This is a genomic window from Rhizobium mongolense USDA 1844, from assembly GCF_000419765.1.
Lineage (GTDB): Bacteria > Pseudomonadota > Alphaproteobacteria > Rhizobiales > Rhizobiaceae > Rhizobium > Rhizobium mongolense.
This window is the reverse complement of the sequence record NZ_ATTQ01000025.1, coordinates 38,728-59,640: the sequence shown is the minus strand read 5'-3', so window position 1 is coordinate 59,640 and position 20,913 is coordinate 38,728. Positions and strand designations below refer to the sequence as shown.

Below are 20,913 nucleotides of genomic sequence, written 5' to 3'. Positions count from 1 at the left end.
CGTCAGCCCGTGAGGCTTGCGCGCGCTGCAGCAACCGCAGCTGCCGCATCGACGCAGCCAAAGCCGAAATGGATCGAATGGCCGTCCGGGACGTAGGCCCCGGCGTCGCCAATGCGTCGCGCCGTGCGCTGCAGGATTGCGCGCAGCTCGGAAGCGCCAAGCCGTGGCGCCGCCGACAGGACCAGAGCGCAGATGCCTGCTACCAGGGCGCAGGAGCTGGACGTGCCTCCGAAATATTCGTGATGGTCGCTGCTACTGTGACCGCGCGGCCTGACGGTTCCAACGGCATCGGTCCAGCTGCCAGTCACGTCACTGGTCGCGATCGTCCACCCGCCACCACCGCTCGAGGGCGCACACAGCCAGATTTCAGAGCCGTAGTTCGAGGTGTCGGACCTCTGGTCGAGGCTGGTCGACGATGAGACCACGACAACGTCGGGATGCGCCGCAAGCCCATTGAAGTTGGTTTCGTCATTTATACTGGTGTTCCGGTTCCCGGCGGCGAAGAGCACCGGTATGCCGAGGCCGCCCCGGCCTTCCCTGAAGCAGCGGGATATGGCGTCGGAGACGCGCCGGCCGATGGGGTAGCGGGCTGCCTTTGGCCCCCAGCTGCAATTGACGACCCACGCCCCATTGTCCGTCATGTAGTCGAAGATTCGCGCCAGCTTTTCAGAATCGATGTCAGACCCCATGCGCGCCGGCATAATGCGCGCATGGGGAGCGGCCCCGACTATATCTCCTGCGTCGACCCTGCCGGCCGCGACGCCGGCGCATGCAGTGCCGTGCCAGTCGCGACTGCCGGCAGCCAGATCACTTTGCCCGACGTCGGGCGCGTTCCGCTCGAAATCCCACGACAACAACGCCTTGCCGCGCAAATACGGGTGCGAGAGGTCGAAACCGTCATCGACGATGCCTATTACGACACTGTCCGACCCGAGGCTTCCCAGGGCATACCAGGCTTCCACGACGCGCGCATCGGCACCGGCTTTCAAGCCGGTGGTTTGTCCATCGTGCTTGCCGATATTGTTGAGATGCCAATGCCTACCGAAGAGCCGGTCCTCGGGGAGCAAGATGTTGGCGGGCTGCTTCGGCGTGACGAGATCGGGTTCGGCGACCTCTACAGCCGGATTCGACTGCAGCATAGAACAGGCTTCGAGCGGATCTGCACGCGTCCCGACGGTAATGAAACCACCGCGCTCCGCTTTCACCACGACAAGCGAGTGTTCCTGGAGGATGAGATTGACGCTTGCCTGATCGGTTCCTTCCCTGAAGGACATGTAGATGGTACCGGTCGGCACGAAAGGGACGTTGTCCTCCGAGGTATGGTAGACCGCGATCTGCCGTTGCATCGACACCATACGGCCGAGATCTTCGCGCGCCGCGCGGCGCTTCGTTGGTGCGATGGGAAGCTCGACAACCTGGTAGCCACCAACCGTGCCGCGCCGGGCACCACGCCCCCGCAATTCGATCGAATTCACCTCTGCTTCGAAGGATCTTGAATGCCCCGGTTCCGGCTTGAGTGCGACGAGTACATCGCTACGCGACAACGTTGCCGTCGATCCGCCGAGCTTGATGTCAATATGCTTGACCATGCCTGCCCCTTCGAAAGTGATCGGCCCGGTGCACCGCTAGGAGAATGCTCGTTGCACGACCTTTGACCTACTAGACGGCATGATCGACCGGCTGGCGTGACACCGGCGTTACACTGCGAGTTCCTCACCCAAAGACTGATGCGAAGTAGTATTGATATTTCCGGCGATCCGGCGGAAGCTTCACTTGGGTGGGGGCTCTTGGGTATGGACAACCCTGTATCGATAAGACTTCTTGGAAATCCTGCGATCGAAGAAGGCTTGCAGGATCGGGCCTTCCCGTCACGCGGTTTTTGTTTGATTGCCCTGCTTGCTTTAACTCCGGGCCGGACAATTACTCGGGCACAGGCGGCATCCCAGCTCTGGGATAATCATGATACGCATGTCAATATGGGCAACATGCGCCAGCTAATACTGCGCATGTCAAAGGCATTGCCCTCCTTGTCGTCGATATTGTTTGTCGACGACAAGACTTTCAGGATCACCGATCCGTCCCGCATCGATGTGTGCCGCTTCCTCGAGTTCGACGCGCTTGCTGGCGAGAATTCGCTGCGGCAACTCATGGAAACCTACAGGGGCGACCTGCTGCAGGGCATCGAGGTGCCGACAAACGACGACCCCTTCGCCGTGTCGCGCAGCTATCTGCGTGAGCGCTATTTCGGCTTCGCCCATAGCGCGCTGAAAGAGCTGACGCGATATGGCCGCGCGGACGTGGCTCTGATCCATTCCCTCGAGCGTCATGTGCTGGGCATCGACAGCAGCCGCGAGGAAACCTACAAATCCCTCATTGCGGCGTACGGCGCGCTTGGCAGGGCCGATGATTCCCGGCGCGTCTTTGCTTTGCTCACCGACGTGCTTCGCCTGGACGGGACCAGTGGGCCGAGACCGGACACCCGCGCCCTGCTTACCCGTGCTACGACACGATCGATCGATCTTGGGCCGGTGCCTTCCGATCGTGGCACCCTTGCGGCTCCGCATCGGCCGCGCGTCGCCCTGCTTGCACCGAATTGGGTCTCGCCGTCCCGCGAGGAGAACCTCCAGCGCGCCTTCGTCGAGGACGCGGCGAACGAGCTCGCCCGGCACAGGAGCCTCGTGACGCTGGCTTCGCACAGCTCGTTCCAAGCAAACAGCGACGGCGGGGTCCTCGACGCGAACTCCGCCCTGCGCGCCGACTACGCTGTGAGCACGTTCGTGCGGCCGGGGCAACGGGGAAACGAACTCACGGTGCGCCTGGTGCAGAGCAGCTCGGGCGCAATCATCTGGGCGGGCGACTATCCACTATCGCCGGAGCTGATCGTCAGCTCGAACCGGGCGCTTGTCGGCCGCGTGGCATCCGAGCTGTCGAGCGCCATCGAGCGGCACAGCCTGGCCTCGCCGGATCGAACCAGCGATCCCTCCGCCTATTTCTCCTTCCTCAAGGGACAGGATACGCTGAAGACATGCGACCTGCGTAGCGTGAGGCGCGCCCGGCGCTGCTATGCGCAGGCCATTTCCCAAGACGGCCGGTTTGCCGACGCCTACTCCGGCGCCTCCAGCTCGCTTTACATGGAATGGGTACTGCTCGGCGGCAACGATCCGGCGCTGCTGGCGGAAGCTCGCGACCTTGCCGAGCAGGCCATCGTCTCCGATCCATCCAATTCGGCCGGTTACTGGCGCCGCGCCATGGTCGCCCTTTACCAGCACGACTTCGACGAGTGCCATGAAAGCTTCATGTTGGCCCGCGAGCGCCACCCGAACTCCGCCGACATCCTGCTCGACTATGCCGACGCCCTGGGCTTCGTTGGCGACCCGGACGAGGCGTGGGGCACCTTCGAGCAGGCCATCGACCTCAATCCGACACCGCCCGACCAGTACTGGTGGGTAGGGGCAAGCGTTGCATTCTCGCAGGCAGACTATCGCAAGGCGATCGAGCTGTGCGGCCGTCTTCGCAACGAAGAGCCGGCGCTACGTGTGCTGGCGGCAAGCCACGGCCAACTCGGCAATAGGTGGGAGGCGAACGGCTATGCACACCGCCTCCAGGAAATCTACCCCGGAGAGACGGCCGAAAGTATGACACGGCTGCAGCCACACCGCTCGCCGGTCGACCGACAACGTTTCATCGACGGACTGCGAATTGCTGGAATCAAATAGGAGGTAAGAATGACCGAGAAGAAATCACGTGCATTCATCATCGGAGACAAGGATCACGGACTGACCATCGTGATCACCGATCCGGTCATGGTGGTTCACTATTCGATGGAAGATCTGGCGAATCCAGCCATCAACCAGATGGCGGGCAAGGAACCGATCGTTGCGATGAGCGCCGTGGTGCAGGAACTCCTGCCCTTCCTGCGCGGGGTCAACCTCGATTTGCTGGAACAGCGCGAGCGCGAGTTGCAGCAACAGGGGACCCATCGCAAATTCGATCTCGACTACGAGCGCAAGCTGTTCGAGGAGCTCCATAATGCGGCTGCCGTCGGCCGCGTTATCCGCAACAATGGGACCGTCTGCGACGTCGACTTCTGCGTGGCGCTGGATATCGAGCCCGGGGAAATAGTCTCAAAGCCGAGGAGCGCGGGCCCCGCCGTTGACATCAGGGACTATCTCAAGACGCATCAGGGTGTGAATACAGTGCCTGCCAAAATCGAGCCCTTTGTCATCAGCAACCTGCGTTCCGACAATCTGACAACTCTCGACCCGTGGGAAGAGAAGGCGTGAGGAGATGCGCTCGGCGCATAGCGATATCGAGCAGGCCTTTCACCGGCTCCAGGCATTCCGCACCGGCATGACCGCGGGCGTGGAGCCGGAGCCGCGACGGCTCACGCGCAGCGAACTGGAGCCAGTCCTTGGCAACTTCGGCATCACCCGGGTCGCCGACATTACCGACCTCGACGTAATCGGCATTCCCGTCTGCTCAGGGGTGCGGCCGGCATCACGCTCGCTTTCGGTTTCTTCCGGCAAGGGCATGACGTTCGAGGCCGCCTGGGTCTCGACTGTGATGGAGAGTTGCGAGCAGGCGCTGGCCGAGGATGCGCCTGCGCTGACCGCCATCGTTGACAGTCCGCAGGGTCTCGCGCGCCGCGGCCTTCGCAGTGTACCGCTCGACCGTCAGTCGCGCTGCGCGACCAGGTACCTGCCGCCGGACAAGGAGCTCGCCTGGGTCAGGGGTATGTCCTGGCTGACCGGCGAAGCGGTCTACGCCCCTTACGAACTCGTTGGCATGGACATGGTCACGCTCGCGCCGTGGAACACGCTGGGATTCCGGATGAGTTCGGTTGGCCTAGCGTCCGGCGGCGATATCGCCACGGCATTCGCTCACGCGCTGGGCGAACTCATCGAGGACGATGCCCTGTTCGGCACGGTACTCGCCCCCACGGGACGGCGAGCCGGCTGCGTTGAATTCACCGCCAGCGAGGACGATGAGTTGGTGCGGGCAATGTCACGCCTCGCCTCGGCAGGCATCGAGGCGCGTTTCAGCATAGCGGGCGACGATAGCGCCATGCCGGTGGTGACGGCTGTCCTGCTGCCGCAGGAAGACGGAACGCGCGAGCGCTTGTACTTCAGCGGCTCCGGCTGCCGGCCGCGGCTGGAGGACGCGGCGTTGGCCGGCCTGCTTGAAGCCGTTCAATGCCGGGCCCTGTTCATCTCGGGCGCCAGGGACGACCTCTTCGAGGGAGAATATCGCGGCGTGGCGGGCACAGGCACCGAAAGGCTGTTCGGCGCCTGCCGGTTCCTCCCGCCAGGCGACCAGGCCGACCATCGAATGCCGGCCTTGAACGACGCTGTAGGGGTCGTCGCTGAGGGCGGCCGTGACATCTACGTATTCCCGCTCGGCGGCGGCGGCTTCGGGTTTGAAGCGGTGCGCGTGCTGGCCGACGACCTCGTCAGCATGACCCGACCCGCATCCTACGTGCCTTCCGGACGAGCGGCTCGTAAGCTGCTCCGACAGTGGAGCTTGCCATGAAGGCGCTCGTTTTTGCCGGGCCGAGCTTGCATGGTACCGGTGTTCAGAGCGGGGCCGCTTTTGACATGGTGGCGCCCGCGCGCTGCGGTGACCTCATGCGTGCTGTGCTCGATGGCCGCAAGGTCATCGGCCTGGTCGACGGTGTGTTCGAATCCGGCCCTGCAGTCTGGCACAAGGAGATTCTGTTTGCCCTGGACTCTGGCTGCCAGGTGCTTGGCGCGGCGAGCATGGGTGCGCTGCGGGCCGCCGAATGCTGGCAGTTCGGCATGGTTGGCATCGGCCGCATCTTCGAGGATTACCGCACCGCTCGCCGCAATGCCGATGCCGATGTGGCCATGGTCCATGGGCCGGCCGAAATCGGACATCTGCCGCTGACCGTGCCGCTCGTCGACGTAGCCGACATCGTCGAGCGTATGCTCGCGGCCGGCGTGCTGGACGAGCTCGGAGCCGGCGCTGTCACTGCCGTGGCGAGCAGGACTCATTTCAAGTCGCGCACCTGGAAGCAGGTGCTGGCCGGCGCCGGCTTGCCAGGTGAATTTCAGCAGGCTGCGCTGCACTGGATTGCTGCAAGCGGGCCGGCGCTGAAGGCGCGCGACGCCATGCTGCTACTCAACAGCCTTGGGATGCCATCTCCCCGCCCCCGCGAGCCCGGCATTTTTCTGCACACGCCGTTCTCAGCCAGATTGCTCGAACAGGTGAGGACCTGAAATGGCGCGGCGCTGGAGGATAATTGCAGCCTTGGGGGCTTTACCAGTCGTCGCTGGCATCGCGGGTTTGTTGCTCACGGGCGGCGCATCGGGAGGACCGCCTTCGAATGAACCGTGTAACCTGATCGCCGCCTATGGCGGAATTTTCGAGGTGCCGTCAGGCGTAGAGGTCGAGGTCAGCGACGACAATCGACCCGGGTTGCTGGATCGCGTCCACGCTTGTGTCGAAAGCGAACTGTCCGACGGCGCATCCACCCGATACCGACAGATGGCTGGCACGCTGACGGGACCAGACAGGTCGTCGACCCAGCAGGCGGAAAGGAACTTCGTCGAGATCGAGCTGGCGGCAGCCATTGCCGGGACCGACGCGGCCGAGCAGCAGCGCCAGGTCGCCCGCCGGCTCGCCCGCGGACAGCTGGAGTTTGACGAAATTGTCAAGCGGCAGGGCGCCGGCTCGGTCCTGAAGGACAGTAGCTTGGACCAGGACCGGGTGAAGTACCGCAACAGCGTCGCGGCATACCAGAAGTCATGTGTTGACGCGGGGGTCCCGGTGCCCGGTCCATTGGCAACCGACCCTGCCTGGAATTATGGCGGGGAACTTGATGCCGAAGCCGATCGCTATTTTTTCCGTGCCGACTGGAACGACGCCGAAGTCTGGACATACAGGGGTGCCGCTTCCGGCGGGTTCTGCGTTATGCTCGTCCGGCGCAAAGCCAACAAGGAGGAGCAATATGCCGGCACGATCTGCACCGACAGGCTTCAGACAAATGCCTGCTTCTTCGACAACGTCGTCTACGACGGCTCCGGCACGAAACGCATCGGCTGGGAAGACTTCAAGAAGCGGGATTTCGGCGAATTGGTGCATCCCAAGGATGGTCAAGACTTCTGCAACATGTGCCACCTGGGCAACAATCCGTTCATCGTGCATCCAGGGACGACGCTCGGGAAAGTCGTCAAATCGATGTACGCGGCGGATGTGCCGAATTCGCAGAAGTTCAAATTCGTCGGCCTTGGCGACGAACCTTCGCCCTGGTTCAACTTCGACCCGATCGTTCCCTCTAGCCCCGGTGGATGTTTCACATGCCATGGCCTTCCCAAGATCACGTCTGGCCGCTTCTGCGCCGGCATCGTCGAGATTGCCGCCAACAGGACCATGCCGCCCGGCCACTGGCCTCCCGAACCCCAGATAGGCGCGCCCTGGTTCTGGCCCGACTCCAACGGCTGCTTTTCAGAAGATCTTGCCCCGTTGGCAGACTATTTTCCAAGTCTGGTAAAACTGCAATCGGTCTGTTCGGGCAAGGTTGAGAAAATCTGCCAAGCCCAATAGCTGGGCGTGACAATCTGTTCTTCCAACTCGTCAACGTACGCTACGAGCGCGGCTCAAATGATCCTCACCTCCAACCGGGGATTTGCTGAATGGGGTAACGTTTTCGCGACTCAGTTGTCGCGACGGCGTCGCTCGGCAGGCTACTACATCACGCCGTCGTCGTGCAGACCGAGGGGTCAAGCTACCAACTGAGTCAACATACCGAACTTATGCCGGAGTATGTTCGCGCGAAAGCTCTGATAACACCTCCCTGGATCAATGACGACATCGTCGGCGAAGGACGGTCTTGGAAGATCTTGGATGGGCAGGCAAAGAATGAACGAAAGGCGCCGCCATGTTTGGCGTTCGGGGTGATCAGGCGAGTTTCCGAAAGCAGAAGCTTCGGTGCAGCTTGGCCTTGGGGAACTTCATTCAGGATCTTGGCGGAAAGAAATACCGATTCCGCCGGGCATGGGGAGGCATCACTTCAGTTTCGTAAGGATCGAACAGCTGCCCCACCGTCAACCGAAAAGGAGCTCCATGTCCAAGTGGTTTAGATTTTCGGCTCTTGCTGCAGCACAGGTAGGCAATCGGATCACGGGAACGTTTTGCTCGCGCAAGCGCCGGTTGGACCGTCACCCGATCCGGTAGAGCTCCTTGGTGATGCAGTGGACGCTGCCCAATCCGTATGCCAGTTCTTCAAGCCCATCCATCCGGAGTACGGTGAAACCGAGGCTTTCATATACGGAGGCCGCAGCGTCCTCGAGATCCTGCCGCAATGCGCGATCCGTTCCGAACAAGGCTGCATCTTCCGAGTAAGTGGTCATATAGACGCGCTTGTCGCCCGCCCCGTGCTCTTCGTGTATGACGTTGTTGAAGGTCAGCCAGTAATAGTCCTGCGCGGCGTGCCCACCAAGATCGCCCTGCGTAAGGCAGATCGGCAGGTGGCGGACCTCATAGTGCGCGGAAAGGAGTTGTTCGGTTGGCTCGAAATATCTGTCGATCCGCGCACCATCGACTCCGCTCACTTCGCAATATCGGCCAAGCACCTCCTGCGTCGCGGATGGGCGACCCATGAGCACGATTTCCTTGCCCGAGTCGCCACGAATGCCGGTTGGTGTCACGAACATGTCGATATGGAAGAGCGGCTGGTTGCCATATCCTGAGAAGATGCCCTGGCGGAATAGATCGTAGGCATAGGTGTCTGAGCTCATGTCGGAGCCAAGGGAGAGGACCGATCGTCCAAACACCGCCTCGAACTCGTGCTCGACATCCTGCTGGGTCGCAAGACCAAAGCGGGTGATGTTCTTCCACACATAATCGAGGCCGATAAGGACCTGGTCGCAGCTGGTCAACACATTGCCGCCCTGGAAATAAAGGTAGGACTGAATGAGCGAGATCGCCGTCTGTGCCGAGAGATCGTCGGCGATCGTCATGTCGTCAAAGCGGGGAAAGCAGACCCCCTCGATGAGCAAGCTTTGCCCGGCTTTGCCGCTCAAGGCGACATAGGCATCTTGAGCCCAAATCGAGTAGTCGAAACGGGGTGAATAGGCGAAATTAAGCTGGACATCGGCAATGCTTGCGAACCACGTCCGGATCGCCCCGATATGGCTGGGGCGACAGAGAATCGTGTAGGTTCGGTTGCCGCCCATCAACGAAATCAGGCGGCGATAATGGCGTTCGTTGCGCGCGCTGATCGTTCCCCGCTCGGTCGAGGGTACTGTGATCAAGATGTTGGCGATCCGGCCCTCGCACGAGGACACGGTCTCGAACTGGCTTGTGCGCAACAACTCGTGGGCAAATGCCCGCATATTGAATGTCTTTTGAGCCTTGTTCAACGTGGCCGGATCCGCAGCCTCCCTCAGTGCCTTGATCGAAGCCTTGACATCGCCCGACAGCATCGCATCGGACATAGCCACCACATCGCCGTGGGCGCGTTTGAAGCTTTCCTGGGTCGGAAATAGCTTCGTGAAATCTGGCGCGCGCTTGATAATGTCCATGAAGCGTCCTCTACCGATTTGGTGGTGCGATGATGCCATACGCGATGATGTTCTGCCATCCCGAAAGTCGCCCGCAAATGACGTCGAGATGATACCCACCGCGCATCAAACTCATTAACATCCCGGTCGACCAAGATCCGGGAAGTCATCGGCACGGGCGGCAAGGTCATCCGCGAAATCGTCGAAAAGACCGGCGCCAAGATCCACATCGAAGACGACGGCACGATCAAGATCGCATCCTCGTCCGGCAAGGAGATCGAAGCGACCCGCAAGTGGATCCATTCCATCGTTGCAGAACCGGAAGTCGGCCAGATCTACGAAGGCACTGTTGTCAAGACCGCCGATTTCGGCGCCTTCGTCAACTTCTTCGGCCCGCGTGATGGCCTCGTGCACATCTCGCAGCTAGCCTCCGACCGCGTTGCCAAGACCTCCGACGTCGTCAAGGAAGGCGACAAGGTCTGGGTCAAGCTGATGGGCTTCGACGAGCGCGGCAAGGTTCGCCTCTCCATGAAGGTTGTCGACCCGGGCAACCGGCCGAGAAATTTCTTGGAAGAGGGAATGGGCAGCGGAATAGGCCGATTCTCGAACGAGGTGCAGCCACTCCAATACAAAGCTACGAATCTTTGTAGGTGTGCTACCGCGTGTGAGCCATACAGAGCAGCCGGCCTGACCGCCTTGAAGGGATGCGAACCTGCGACCTGCAAATTTCTGACGGGATCATCACGTTGAATATCCTTGATAATGGCCTCTATCATGGATCTTCCGAGCAGTGGGCAATGACTGTGTTGTGGTTCTGTACCTCGCGGATGATTCAAGTCGTTTGGGGTATGTTTTCGACGTAAACCGTGATGGCGGCTAACTGAGCTTGAGCCTCTATTTTGGTCTGGCCTTCATCAATTGACGGGAACGTGTGCAAAAGACGACCCTATTCCAGCGCCATGCGTAAAACAGGTTGTCAGTGTCCCACACCGCCAACAGGCAAGCGCACTATCCTAATCCACATAATTCGATCATTGCAGATCGACTCTGCGTTGCAGTCTCGGAACATGGCAGCTAGTAAGAAAGAAGGAGATGGGAAAAATTGCTACCAAAGATTCGTTTGCTTCAAATAGGCGATATACATCTCGTCTCAAACGCGAGCAGCGAAGCTTTTGTTGACGACAAAGACTCGACTTTCCCTTTCAACTTGAAAAATATTATCTCACGGAACCCGGTCAAGACTGTCTTTCGACGAATTTATGAAATCATCGAAAATGGTGAAGTCGATTGTGTCCTGATAATGGGGGATCTGACTGACTATGGCAAACTTGACGGCTATGCCGCCTGTGCGAACTACATCGCAAGCGCACTGCAGATTGGCAGCAAGGGTATCTATCAAAATCTTCCCATCGGCATCGTACCGGGAAACCACGATATAGATAGGGGTCTTGCAAAAGACCCAGGTAGGAATACCAAGTTCGTCCCTTTGCTTCAGGCACTTGCCGCGGCCGGACTTCCGCCCTTACCGGTCGGCAAGCCTATAGCAATGACGATTCCGAAAGGGCCCTCCCGCGCCGAGCTCTTTTTGCTGAATAGCTGCTGGGGCTGCGGCGAGGAAGCATTCATCCCGCCGGAATTCCGGACTCAGATCGCGGCCGCCATCGATGCGGTCATCAGTGGACCGGATCCTGAGATTGCCATCAAGGCCTACTACGACCGTCAGTTGGACACGCCGGCGATTGCCGAAGATAGTATTGCGGCAGTCGTCCAAGCGCTCGAAAGCACGGCTGGCTCAACTATCGCGGTGCTCGTCGCGCATCACAACCTCCTGCCACAGCGACGGCCTCGGCTCGCGCCCTACACCGAGCTGGTCAATGGCGGCGCGCTACGTGGGGCTTTGAGCGAACTCGGGCGGCCGGTGATTTACTTACATGGGCATATTCACGAAGATCCGGTAGAAGTTGTGCAACTTCCAAATGGCGCCCCATTGGTATCCATAAGCGCCCCAGATATCCCCAAGGGATTCAATTTAGTTGATATTCTCTTCGGAGAAAATTCGTCGCCGCTCGCTTGCCACGTAACGCCGTTCCGGATGGACAAATCCGGCCTCCTTAAACGCGAGGCGACGGTTTCGATTGCCTTGAATAATGGTCGGCGGCGAAGTTCAGACCGGAATACAGGCTTCGTCTATGCCAAGATCCTTGAGGCAGGCCAGATCTACTGGTCGGAACTGAAGGCGCTGGTGGAAAATGCCTCAAATGCCGTATCCGATGAGCGGCTGATAACCATTGTTGAGGAGCTTTTCGCAGAACGAAGCATTGTGATCGACAACTATGACCTTGAGCAGAAAAACTGGATCCTGAGAGGGGAAATCTGAGTGGCTGTTTTAAATCCCTTCCGTCCCACACGGTGGGAGCACGATAGCTCCGGCTCGCCGCTGATCTGGTTTACACCAATAGCCGCACATCTGTCGGCCGACAAATCCGTGTACGTCTATGGAAGCCGCGGGAGCGGGAAGACCACGCTCTTAAGAAGCATTTGCTGGGAAGATCTTCTCTCAAATCCCTCGCTGCGCATTCAGAAAACCATTTCGGATTTCAATCATATCGGAATCTATATCCGGCTCCCCGATCACGTTTCCGGATCGATGGGCTATATGGGATGGAACGAGATTTTTCCGGGATCGCCAAATCCGGATTATGAGTTTTTCCGCTTTTATTCGCTCGCATTAGAGTTGATCGCTGCAGAAAAAGCCCTGTCCGCAACGCATCAACTACGTATCGAAGGTGTCATGGCGTTATCGGCGGGTGATGAACTTTCGATCGTCACCAACACCTGTGATGAGTTCCCCCAGTTGCTGACGTTCACGGAGAAGCCGCCGAAGACGTTCATAGACCTTGCCAGGGCGCTGCGTACACTCGTGAGGAGAATGAATGAAGCTTGTGGCCGCGGTCATGTGCAAAGTCTTATAGCCATGCTGCCGCCCCGTGAGCCATATGAGTTCTTGGCATACGTCATCGAACAGCTGTCTCAGTCCGTGGGGCATGCAAAAAATCCGAACGGCGCCCGGCTGGGGTTCAAGTTTTGCCTCGACGATTGCGAGGTAATGAGCCCCCTACAGCGAAAATCTGTCAATACGTTGGTCCGCAAAAGCCGGTTTCCGATCTCGTGGGTAGTTTGCTCGGTTGGTGAAGCCATAGAAGCGGGCGACACATTCATTGATGACCAACCTTTGACTGACGCCGATCGGCGCGTTTTATCTTTGGACGATCGAAAAAGTCCAGAGTTTCTTGCGTTGTGCGAGGCGGTTGCGAGTCTCAGGGTCTATTTCTCTATCAAGGAGGACCGTAGACCTCAGATTTCTGGATCCGAAGTTGAGAGCTATTTTTCGCTTAAAAACCGCCTCGGCACTGTCGTCGTAAACGACATAATAGATGCCATGATCGGGCGCTCAACAGCGCCCCTTGCGGACCAGATCAGGAAAGCCGCAGAATTTCTCAATTCACTTGGTTTCGCCCGGAGCCGCGACATGCCACTGAGACGGCAGCGTCCGCGCAGCTGGTAGCCCTATCGTCACATTTGAGGAAACAGGATATCAAACAGGAATTCTGACTCTCTACGATCGAGTTCCCGCAGGTTTCGGGATCGCGCAGTCGAACTCTCATTGGTGGAGCACTATGCGCCTCTATTATTTCACGACGCAGCAATATGGGATCATGGCCCTTCAGAACCGCCGATTGAAAATCGCCAGAATTAAGGATTTGAACGACCCTTTCGAACTGCTCGGCTGGAACCTCCGCGGTCGAGAAACCCGGGAAAGGTTGAAGAAGTGGAAGTCCGAGCGGAATGATGAGTTCGGGATCCTGTGCATGAGCCACAAATGGTCACACCCGCTCTTGTGGGCGCATTATGCGGAAAAGCATAAAGGGATGGCACTGGGCTTCGATGTCCCTGAGAGCGATGTTTTTCTCAAAATCAAATACTGCAGAAGGCGGGTCGCGGCTCCGGCGGGTCGGAACCTCGTTGAGCGGGATCTTGACGGTCTGCTCCTCACCAAATTCACAGCCTGGAAGTATGAGACAGAGTACCGCTGCTTTTGCTCGCTGAAGGGCAGCATTCGAGACGGCGAGCACTTTTTCGAACCCTTCTCCGACACGTTAAAGCTGAAGGAGGTGATTGTCGGCGATCAGGCCACGATCAGTCGCCAAGGACTGGCGGATGCACTTGGCGCCTTCGGCGACGGTATCGTCTCCTTCAAGGCTCGTCCCGCGTTCGGTTCGTTCCGCGTGGTCAGAAACCGCGATTCCAAGCTCTGGAAGTGAAGAACCGACTGGTTATGCCGGTTGGATCACAAATCGACGGCTCGACATGATGCGCTGACAGACATCCTAAAAGTCCGAGAAATCTAGAGACACGAGCACCTTACGAAGATCGATCTTCAGTTCTTCCGCAAATTCAATGATCGAAATGCCAGTATTGAAGTTGTCTCCTGGAAAAAGGATCAGCCAGTAGTAGAGTCCACGGGGCTCATCCGGTTCATCCAGCGTAATGAGCCGCGCCTCCTCCAGCAGGGCGAGATCGCCATCAAGGTCGTCGCCACTATAGATTCTGCGTAGCTTCTTATCGCTGATCCGGTAATGATCGCCGCTCGATAGCTTCTCGTCCCGACGTTCAACAAGAAACCAAAAAACCTCGCGCGTAAGGCGCGGGAGCATGGCAAGCCTGCCGCTGAGAAGCCTGATGACTTTCTCGGCCTCTGCCGGGTCGACTCGATCGTCCATTGCCGCGAGCTTTGAAGCATTGGTGAGCCGCGGCTTGGGCTGACTTTCGATGAGGTGATCGATGTTGGTCGGATACCGGCCCTGCTCATCAGCTACTTCGAGCTCGATGCGAACCCGGCGGGTTTCGCTGGAGACGTATCTTGCCAGGTCAGTGAGCGTATCGATGGGAAGCGACATCAGGCGGGCGCAGATGTCGTCGAAATCCCAGACCATATCGACAGTGAACTTGAACGTATCGAAAGGCTCGCCCTCGAACGTGTAGGAGCCCTGCTTCTTGCCGATCACCAGTATGCGGATATGCTGGTACCTGGCCCTTTGATCGGCATCGATCTTGTCCAGCGTGTCCTTGACCTTTGAACCCCTTTTGTCACCGGTGACCTGAAATGCCCAGCCACTGCCCGGGTCGCCGAGGTCGAGGCCGGGGTTGTTGGAGCGCTCCGCATTGAGGTTCACCAGGGCCAGGCCGAGCACACGATTGAGCACCTCCTTGGCGAAGTCCTCGACGTGGACGTGGAGGTCAAAGAGATGCAGCTGCGCGCGCTGCTGAGCCTGCGCTGCAATGCCGGCCAGATCATCGACGATCTGGCCAATGAGATGGCCGCGTGTGAGCAATTTCGTAACCTATTGAAACTGATTGATGATGTTTTGCCGGATCTGGCGTCTCTAGAATGGCAGGTCACCGTCATCCGGGGGCGTGGCTGTAGGCACCGCTGCGGTTGGCAATGGCAGGTTCGTGACCACATACAGATTCAGGAGATCGTCGCGATCCATGAACAGAATCTGGCTGCGTTTCGAGGCATCGAGCTTGTTTCCAAGCCAGTTTCGCGCGGCCTTCGTGATTTCGCCGCCTGCTACGATGAAGGCATGATCGACCAGGACGCGCTTGCCGATCTCGGGATCAAAAACCTCGTGCCCGAGCATCATCGTGACCTGATTCAGGATCTCGGCGACGTTGGCCGTCTGGGCCTTGCTGACGCCGGCAGCATCAAGCTTCCCCTTCTTCACCTGCATGCCAAAATAGAGGACGTGCTGCGTCGGCAGCGTGTACTTCATCCACACGTCCTTGCCGTATTCCAGTTGCTTGTCCCGGTGCCCCGCCGCGGTGATCCTGTGAAAACCAAGCTGACGGAACAGCGGCAGCAGAACGTCCTCGATGAGCGCATCTTCCGAGACGCTTTCGAGATATGCGGTCAACTGCTCTCGGCGCTTGAGCTCTGTCGCCGAGAATGGGCGATGGGGATTGGGCCCTGCCGTCGCAATCGTATTGGTCGCGACGTGGCGCAGATAGCATTGACGGTCCTCGGCGTAGAAGGCCTCGAAGCCCTCCCGCGCCAGCGCGCCGTTGAGCATCTCCAACGCATTTGGCCGATCAGAATCCTCGTTCTTGGCATCCGATTGGTCCATCAGGGTTTTGATGACACGTCCGAACGTCTCCGGAGGAACGCTTGGCCCCGGATGCGGCTCGGCAAGAATTTGCTTAAGTGTTTCGGCCACCCAATAGTTGCGGGTCGACCCGTCATGGCGATAGTCCGTATCGCAGTCGTAGAAAAACTCGGTGAGATAGGTGCTTGAACGATAACGGAAATAGCTATCCTTGTCTTCGAAATTTCCGCAGATCATATCCGCGATCTGCATTAATGTTCTTTGCTTGAACTGCATTCCCAAACAACCCGCCCGAATTTTCTTCATATTGTTATGCGCGGTGGACGTCCTCCACAAGGTGCATTGCCGCAAGCGAGCCGCGGTCCTCAGCCGCTCAACCGCCCAGTTGATGCTTCAGCTGCTCCTCAATCTGGCGCGCCCGGGTCTCCAGATAAGGAAGTTCGAAGGTCCGGCGCGGCGCGTCGGCGAAATGATCGATCATGGCGTCCGTTTCGCGCCAGTATGGGTCCGTGTCCATTTCAGGGAACGGAGAAAGCGTCATGAAGGCGGAATAGAGCCCTATGCTTGATCGGTGGTCGGGAGAATAGCAGAACGTGCTGGCGAAATTCGCCATGCCTCGATCCTGGGTCACGATCCAGACATCGCTTTCAAGAGACGTACGGTAATGAAGTGCCTGTGCGCTCCGAAGCAAAACGGTGTCGAGAACCTGATTGAGGACCACCGACTGGAGCCTGGGCAGCGTGCTGGCTGATTTGGTGAAATTCTCGCGAATGTCACGGCAGAACTTCGACCAGGCGCCGGCGGGCACGCGCGATCGATCGAAATAGACGAACTGTGCGATCCGTGCCTCCAGCGGGAGAAATTGCCCACTGAGGCGATAGCTGTCGTTGAGATAGGCTAAGAGCATAGTTTGCGGCTCGCCGAGGGCCTTGCGACCTACCCGCAACAAGAGCTGCGCGATATAGAAGCCGATGAGATATTCCCGTTTGGCTTCAGGTAGCGCCCAGAAGGATCGCGGCGCGTCGTCCGCCTGACCAACCGACCATGACAGCTCTGGTGTCCAGGTCGCATCAGGAGTGTTGCGATATGCGGGAGATAGTGAAGACACAAAATGCTCGAACGCCTCCCAATTGCCGAGGAGCTTTTGCGGGTCCATCTCGCGATAGGCGAAGCCGGGATTTAAAATAAGTCCCGGAAGAGCGAGCTCCTGTCGAAGCTCCGGCAGATCATGCATCTCAGCTGACGATGGATTGCCGAATATCTCGCTGATTCGAGCGAGGATGTTGAGATCGAAGCAGACGTTCGTCAGTCGGCCGCCTTCCCAGTTCGATCGCACGTTGCTGTGGAAATCCCCGTTGTCATCGGGATAGCGAACCGGCTTCAAAAAATGGTTTGCCAAATGAATTCTCCAGCATGCAAAAGATAGACGTCATTTAATAGTTCAGGCGCAATAATCTTTTGTTATCAAAGATTGGCCGTTGGATATTGAGGCTCGGGGCATAAACGGAAATGCGGCTCAGTAAACTAGGCATCAGGAATTTCAGAAACTTCAAATTCGTCGATATCCCGCTGCATGGCAATATCGTGCTGCTCGGGGAAAATCGCATCGGAAAGAGCAACCTTCTGTTTGCGATCCGCCTGATCCTGGACCCGGCACTTCCGGATGCAGCGCGGCAACTGCGGCTGTCGGATTTCTGGGACGGATGCCCGGCCGACTTCAGCCAACCGATCGAGGTCCATCTCGATATAGCTGATTTCGCGGGCGACCCGGCCCTCGTTGCGCTCCTGACAGATTTTCGCGTTGCTGACGACCCGAGCGTTGCGAGGCTCAGCTACGTCTTTCGAAAGAAGGCCGAGGTTACCGGCTCAGCGCAGTCCAGCGAGGATTGCGAATTTCTGGTGTATGGCGGGGGTGTCGAGACTCGCACCGTTCCGGGCAAAGTCCGTCGGCGCATAGCGATCGATGTCCTGGATGCCTTGCGGGACGCCGAGGGGCAGCTCGCTACCTGGCGGACGTCGCCGATCCGGCATCTTCTTGAGGAAGCGGTCGCTGGCATCAGCCGCGCCGATCTCGATGCCGTTGCGGCGGAACTCGACAAAGCTACAAAGAGCCTCGAGGCATTTCCTACGATCAAGGCGCTCGAGGATGAACTCCGCGCTGGTATCCTTCACCTTTCAGGCAAGGCGCATGATGTCGATGCGCGACTTCGATTTGCCCCGTCCGACCCGTTGCGGCTCTTTCGGGCGATCGCGATGTTCATCGACGGCGGCAAGCGCGGAATTGCCGAAGCTAGCCTCGGTTCAGCCAACGTCGCGCTACTGGCGCTGAAGCTTGCAGAGTTTGCCTGGCGCAGGCGAAAGAACGAGCGAAACTTCTCGCTACTCTGTATCGAGGAGCCGGAGGCCCATCTGCATCCGCAATTGCAGCGATCCGTCTTCAAGAAGCTGCTGAATGAGGCCAGTGCGGCCCAAACCTTGGTCGTCACGAGCCATTCGCCCACCCTCGCGGCCGTGACACCATTGCGATCGATCATTCAGCTACGAACGCGGGACCGCGCCACGCAGGCCTACTCGCTCGCCAATCTTCCGGTGACGCCGGAGGAACTGGACGATCTGGAAAACTACCTTGATGCGACGCGGGCGGAAATGCTGTTCGCCCGCGGCGTCATTCATGTCGAGGGGGATGCCGAGGAAGCGCTTGTCCCCGTGTTCGCCGCATCGCTCGGATTTAATCTGGACGACCTCGGCATCACGGTCTGCAACGTGGCGGGTACGAATTTCGGCCCCTATGTCAAACTCACAGAGGCGCTCGGGATCCCCTGGTCGGTGATCACCGACTGGGATCCGCTGGACGGCTCGACGCCCCCCAAGCCCCCGCTGGGCCGGAAGCGGGTCATCGACCTCTGGCAGGACATACTGGCGGTGCGAAGGAACGCACCAATGACGGCAGAGGCACGCGCTACCTGGGAGGCGAAGCCGTACGCTGATCTCTCGTCGACAGCTGCGGGATCGGGAATCTTCCTGAACGAGCAGACGTTCGAGGTGTCAGTTGCAGGCACACCGGCGCTTCTCACGCCCCTCCTCGATATCCTGAGCGAGCAAGGCTTCGGATCCATTCGCACAAGGCGCATCGCCAATTGGAGATCGGGTGCTGCGGTCGATCCGGCGCAACTGCTGGCGATGGTCGCGGACATCGGCAAAGGTCGATTGAGCTCGCGACTGGCAAAGAAATCGGCCGGTCTGGCGCCGCCACCGTACATCGAAAACGCAATTCGGAACGTGGTCGGCCGTGTCCAGTAGCGAGGTCCTGCTCCGAGCCATCGAGGAGCTTAAGGCGAATCCTGAGCAATTGAAGGCTGTTTTGGAGACTGGGCATTGTGTCGTCCTCGCGGGGCCGGGCAGCGGGAAGACCAAGACTCTGACGACAGCCATGGCGCGTACCCTCTCGCACGATGTCGTCGATCCGCGTGGTGTCGCCTGCATCACCTACAATAATGAGTGCGCAATCGAGCTTGAAACGCGGCTCGCCGGACTGGGCATCGTGCCTGGCGACAGGGCGTTCATCGGGACCGTTCACAGCTTCGCGCTGAGCCAGGTCATCGCGCCCTACGCGCGCTGTGTCTCGATCGGCCTTCCCGCGGAGCTGAAAATCGCGACGAAGGCACAGGCTCGGGCGGCGGTGGAAGCCGCGTATGAGTCCGCCATAAACGGGGGCGAGAATCCCCATGACCGATGGGGCTTCGCATCCGAGAAGCGAAAGCGAGATGTCGACCGGACACGTCCCGAGTGGCTGGGCCAAAATCCGGAGCTTGTGACCTTCATCGAACATTATGAGAGGGAACTTCGTCGTCAGGGATTGATCGATTTTGACGACATGCCGCTCCTCGCGTACCGCATGATCAAGGAAAACACCTGGATCCGCGAGGCGATCTGGGCCCGTTTCCCGGTGTTGTTTGTCGATGAGTATCAGGATCTCGGATATGCCCTGCATGAGCTGGTGCTCCTGCTTTGCTTTCGCGGCGGGATACGGCTCTTTGCGGTCGGTGACGCCGATCAGTCGATCTACACCTTCGCCGGTGCTAATCCGGAGCTCCTCGAAAGCCTGACGCAAAGAGCGGACGTCGAGACGATCAAGTTACGGTTCAACTATCGGTCGGGCGGAAAACTTATAAAGGCGTCGCTGGGTGCACTCGGAGAGGAGAGAGACTATCGGGAAGTGGATGGAGCGCCCGAAGGAGAAATCTCCTTCTGGGCAGCTTCAATGGGGCTCGACACACAGGCCGACATGATCGCCACGACCATCATTCCGCATCTTGTCTCTAGGGGAACTGCTCACGGCAAGATTGCGGTGCTCTACCGAGCTGCCTGGCTTGGGGACAAGATTGCGGAATCTCTGAAACAGGCAGGCATCCCCTTCGTCCGAACAGACACGAACGCGTTGGTGCGAAGAAGCTCGCGGCTAGCACGCTTTATCGAAGATTGTGCCAGGTGGGCGACTGGTGGGTGGCATGATGCAGATCCGCCTTTCTCTCGCCTCCTATCTCAGTCCACGACTCTGGTGTTTGGTAGTTTCGCGAGCGAAGCAGAAAAGGACGCTTTATCGCGGCAGCTCGTCCTATTTCTTGAAAGCTGTATCGGCGTACCAGTGACCACGCACGCGTGGCTTCGGCGGTTCGATCGTGAACTGATCACTCCCTGGCGGGCATTGGCACGGAATGCTGAGCAGGAATGGGAAATCTGCGCCGAAATGATCTCGGCTACGGAGCCGACGAAGAGCGGTGATCTACCCCTTACCCAATTTGCGGGGCGCGCGCATACCGACGGCCGCGTTACGCTGAGCACCCTGCATAGCGCCAAGGGACGCGAATTCGACGCCGTAATCATGTACGGCGTCAACAATAGCGACTTTCCCAACAAGCGAGACCGCAGGACGGAAGCGGGGATACGTGAGGCTCGCCGATCGTTCTACGTTGGCGTCACTCGACCACGGAAGGAGCTATGTCTCGTGTTTCAGGAGCACCATCATTCGCCGTGGGTCCAAGAGTTGTTCGACCGGACCCAACGAGAATAGCGATACGCAGTTGCACCGGGAATGTTATATTGCGCCGGCGAACCCAAGCGGAGAGAAGGAGCACAATCCCATCGGGCCTCCGATCCGATGCGAAATCAGCTTCCTTGGGCAACGCATTATGTCGGTCGAAAAAGAACCTTGGCAGCTTCGACCTCAG

The 20,913-nt window shown here is 58.9% G+C and carries 15 protein-coding genes and 2 pseudogenes; 12 read left to right on the top strand and 5 right to left on the bottom strand.

The features are described 5' to 3' along the window. Positions 1-2 precede the first annotated feature (2 nt). Positions 3-1,589: a S8 family serine peptidase gene (locus A3C3_RS39695; protein WP_022718506.1), complete on the bottom strand. Its 1,587-nt coding sequence runs from the start codon at positions 1,587-1,589 to the stop codon at positions 3-5. A gap of 450 nt (positions 1,590-2,039) precedes the next feature. Between A3C3_RS39695 and A3C3_RS0131305 the strand changes: the two genes are divergently transcribed. From A3C3_RS0131305 to A3C3_RS44150, 6 genes and pseudogenes are all read left to right on the top strand, one after another. Further along, on the top strand, positions 2,040-3,716 hold the full coding sequence (locus A3C3_RS0131305) for a BTAD domain-containing putative transcriptional regulator (RefSeq protein ID WP_167521877.1): 1,677 nt from the start codon (positions 2,040-2,042) through the stop codon (positions 3,714-3,716). Positions 3,717-3,725: 9 nt separating this feature from the next. Continuing rightward, a complete protein-coding gene (locus A3C3_RS0131300; RefSeq protein ID WP_022718504.1) occupies positions 3,726-4,283 on the top strand; it encodes a hypothetical protein in 558 nt (185 codons plus the stop codon). Positions 4,284-4,287: 4 nt separating this feature from the next. Continuing rightward, positions 4,288-5,529: a YcaO-like family protein gene (locus A3C3_RS39690; RefSeq protein ID WP_022718503.1), complete on the top strand. Its 1,242-nt coding sequence runs from the start codon at positions 4,288-4,290 to the stop codon at positions 5,527-5,529. Beyond that, on the top strand, positions 5,526-6,236 hold the full coding sequence (locus A3C3_RS0131290; RefSeq protein WP_022718502.1) for a TfuA-like protein: 711 nt from the start codon (positions 5,526-5,528) through the stop codon (positions 6,234-6,236). Before A3C3_RS39690 ends, A3C3_RS0131290 begins: the two co-directional genes overlap by 4 nt. 31 nt (positions 6,237-6,267) lie before the next feature. After that, on the top strand, positions 6,268-7,563 hold the full coding sequence (locus tag A3C3_RS0131285) for a hypothetical protein (RefSeq protein ID WP_145611431.1): 1,296 nt from the start codon (positions 6,268-6,270) through the stop codon (positions 7,561-7,563). Next, positions 7,560-7,814, top strand: a pseudogene (locus tag A3C3_RS44150) (ATP-binding protein); the annotation flags it as partial. The gene A3C3_RS0131285 and the pseudogene A3C3_RS44150, both read left to right, overlap by 4 nt. A 363-nt stretch (positions 7,815-8,177) precedes the next feature. Here the strand turns inward: A3C3_RS44150 and A3C3_RS0131280 are convergent. Continuing rightward, positions 8,178-9,542 (bottom strand): hypothetical protein, encoded by a 1,365-nt coding sequence (locus A3C3_RS0131280; RefSeq protein ID WP_022718500.1) that lies wholly within the window; start codon positions 9,540-9,542, stop codon positions 8,178-8,180. A 92-nt stretch (positions 9,543-9,634) separates the two neighbouring features. On the opposite strand from A3C3_RS0131280, the pseudogene A3C3_RS44145 reads away from it, so the two are divergent. The 4 genes and pseudogenes from A3C3_RS44145 to A3C3_RS0131255 form a co-directional block, all read left to right on the top strand. Then, positions 9,635-10,116 (top strand): annotated as a pseudogene (locus tag A3C3_RS44145) (S1 RNA-binding domain-containing protein); the annotation flags it as partial. Between the two features lie 507 nt (positions 10,117-10,623). Continuing rightward, positions 10,624-11,898, top strand: a complete 1,275-nt coding sequence (locus A3C3_RS0131265; protein ID WP_084797076.1) for a metallophosphoesterase family protein — start codon at positions 10,624-10,626, stop codon at positions 11,896-11,898. Next, positions 11,899-13,086, top strand: coding sequence for an ORC-CDC6 family AAA ATPase (locus tag A3C3_RS0131260; RefSeq protein WP_022718496.1), 1,188 nt, complete (start codon positions 11,899-11,901; stop codon positions 13,084-13,086). A gap of 151 nt (positions 13,087-13,237) precedes the next feature. Next, positions 13,238-13,843 carry a DUF2971 domain-containing protein gene (locus A3C3_RS0131255; RefSeq protein WP_145611429.1) on the top strand — a complete coding sequence of 202 codons (606 nt, stop codon included), beginning with the start codon at positions 13,238-13,240 and terminating at the stop codon, positions 13,841-13,843. A 66-nt stretch (positions 13,844-13,909) separates the two neighbouring features. On the opposite strand, the gene A3C3_RS0131250 is transcribed toward A3C3_RS0131255, so the two are convergent. The 3 genes from A3C3_RS0131250 to A3C3_RS0131240 all read right to left on the bottom strand — a co-directional run bounded on the left by A3C3_RS0131250 (position 13,910) and on the right by A3C3_RS0131240 (position 17,084). Beyond that, positions 13,910-14,914, bottom strand: a complete 1,005-nt coding sequence (locus A3C3_RS0131250; protein WP_022718494.1) for an SMEK domain-containing protein — start codon at positions 14,912-14,914, stop codon at positions 13,910-13,912. A 51-nt stretch (positions 14,915-14,965) separates the two neighbouring features. After that, a complete protein-coding gene (locus A3C3_RS0131245; RefSeq protein WP_022718493.1) occupies positions 14,966-15,991 on the bottom strand; it encodes a hypothetical protein in 1,026 nt (341 codons plus the stop codon). Positions 15,992-16,058: 67 nt separating this feature from the next. Beyond that, the gene (locus A3C3_RS0131240; protein ID WP_022718492.1) at positions 16,059-17,084 is read right to left on the bottom strand and encodes a hypothetical protein; all 1,026 of its coding nucleotides are present in this window, start codon (positions 17,082-17,084) and stop codon (positions 16,059-16,061) included. A 110-nt stretch (positions 17,085-17,194) separates the two neighbouring features. On the opposite strand from A3C3_RS0131240, the gene A3C3_RS0131235 reads away from it, so the two are divergent. Together A3C3_RS0131235 and A3C3_RS0131230 are read left to right on the top strand one after the other, a co-directional pair. Continuing rightward, on the top strand, positions 17,195-18,985 hold the full coding sequence (locus tag A3C3_RS0131235; protein WP_022718491.1) for an ATP-dependent nuclease: 1,791 nt from the start codon (positions 17,195-17,197) through the stop codon (positions 18,983-18,985). Continuing rightward, positions 18,975-20,756 (top strand): ATP-dependent helicase, encoded by a 1,782-nt coding sequence (locus tag A3C3_RS0131230; RefSeq protein ID WP_022718490.1) that lies wholly within the window; start codon positions 18,975-18,977, stop codon positions 20,754-20,756. The genes A3C3_RS0131235 and A3C3_RS0131230 overlap by 11 nt, the downstream gene beginning before the upstream one ends. Positions 20,757-20,913: the final 157 nt, after the last annotated feature.

Excerpts from the sequence above, each read along its gene's own strand:
- A3C3_RS39695 (WP_022718506.1), bottom strand. The coding sequence starts at position 1,589 with ATGGTCAAGCATATTGACATCAAGCTCGGCGGATCGACGGCAACGTTG.
- A3C3_RS0131300 (WP_022718504.1), top strand. The coding sequence starts at position 3,726 with ATGACCGAGAAGAAATCACGTGCATTCATCATCGGAGACAAGGATCAC.
- A3C3_RS39690 (WP_022718503.1), top strand. The coding sequence starts at position 4,288 with ATGCGCTCGGCGCATAGCGATATCGAGCAGGCCTTTCACCGGCTCCAG.
- A3C3_RS0131290 (WP_022718502.1), top strand. The coding sequence starts at position 5,526 with ATGAAGGCGCTCGTTTTTGCCGGGCCGAGCTTGCATGGTACCGGTGTT.
- A3C3_RS0131280 (WP_022718500.1), bottom strand. The coding sequence starts at position 9,542 with ATGGACATTATCAAGCGCGCGCCAGATTTCACGAAGCTATTTCCGACC.
- A3C3_RS0131255 (WP_145611429.1), top strand. The coding sequence starts at position 13,238 with ATGGCCCTTCAGAACCGCCGATTGAAAATCGCCAGAATTAAGGATTTG.
- A3C3_RS0131245 (WP_022718493.1), bottom strand. The coding sequence starts at position 15,991 with ATGAAGAAAATTCGGGCGGGTTGTTTGGGAATGCAGTTCAAGCAAAGA.
- A3C3_RS0131235 (WP_022718491.1), top strand. The coding sequence starts at position 17,195 with ATGCGGCTCAGTAAACTAGGCATCAGGAATTTCAGAAACTTCAAATTC.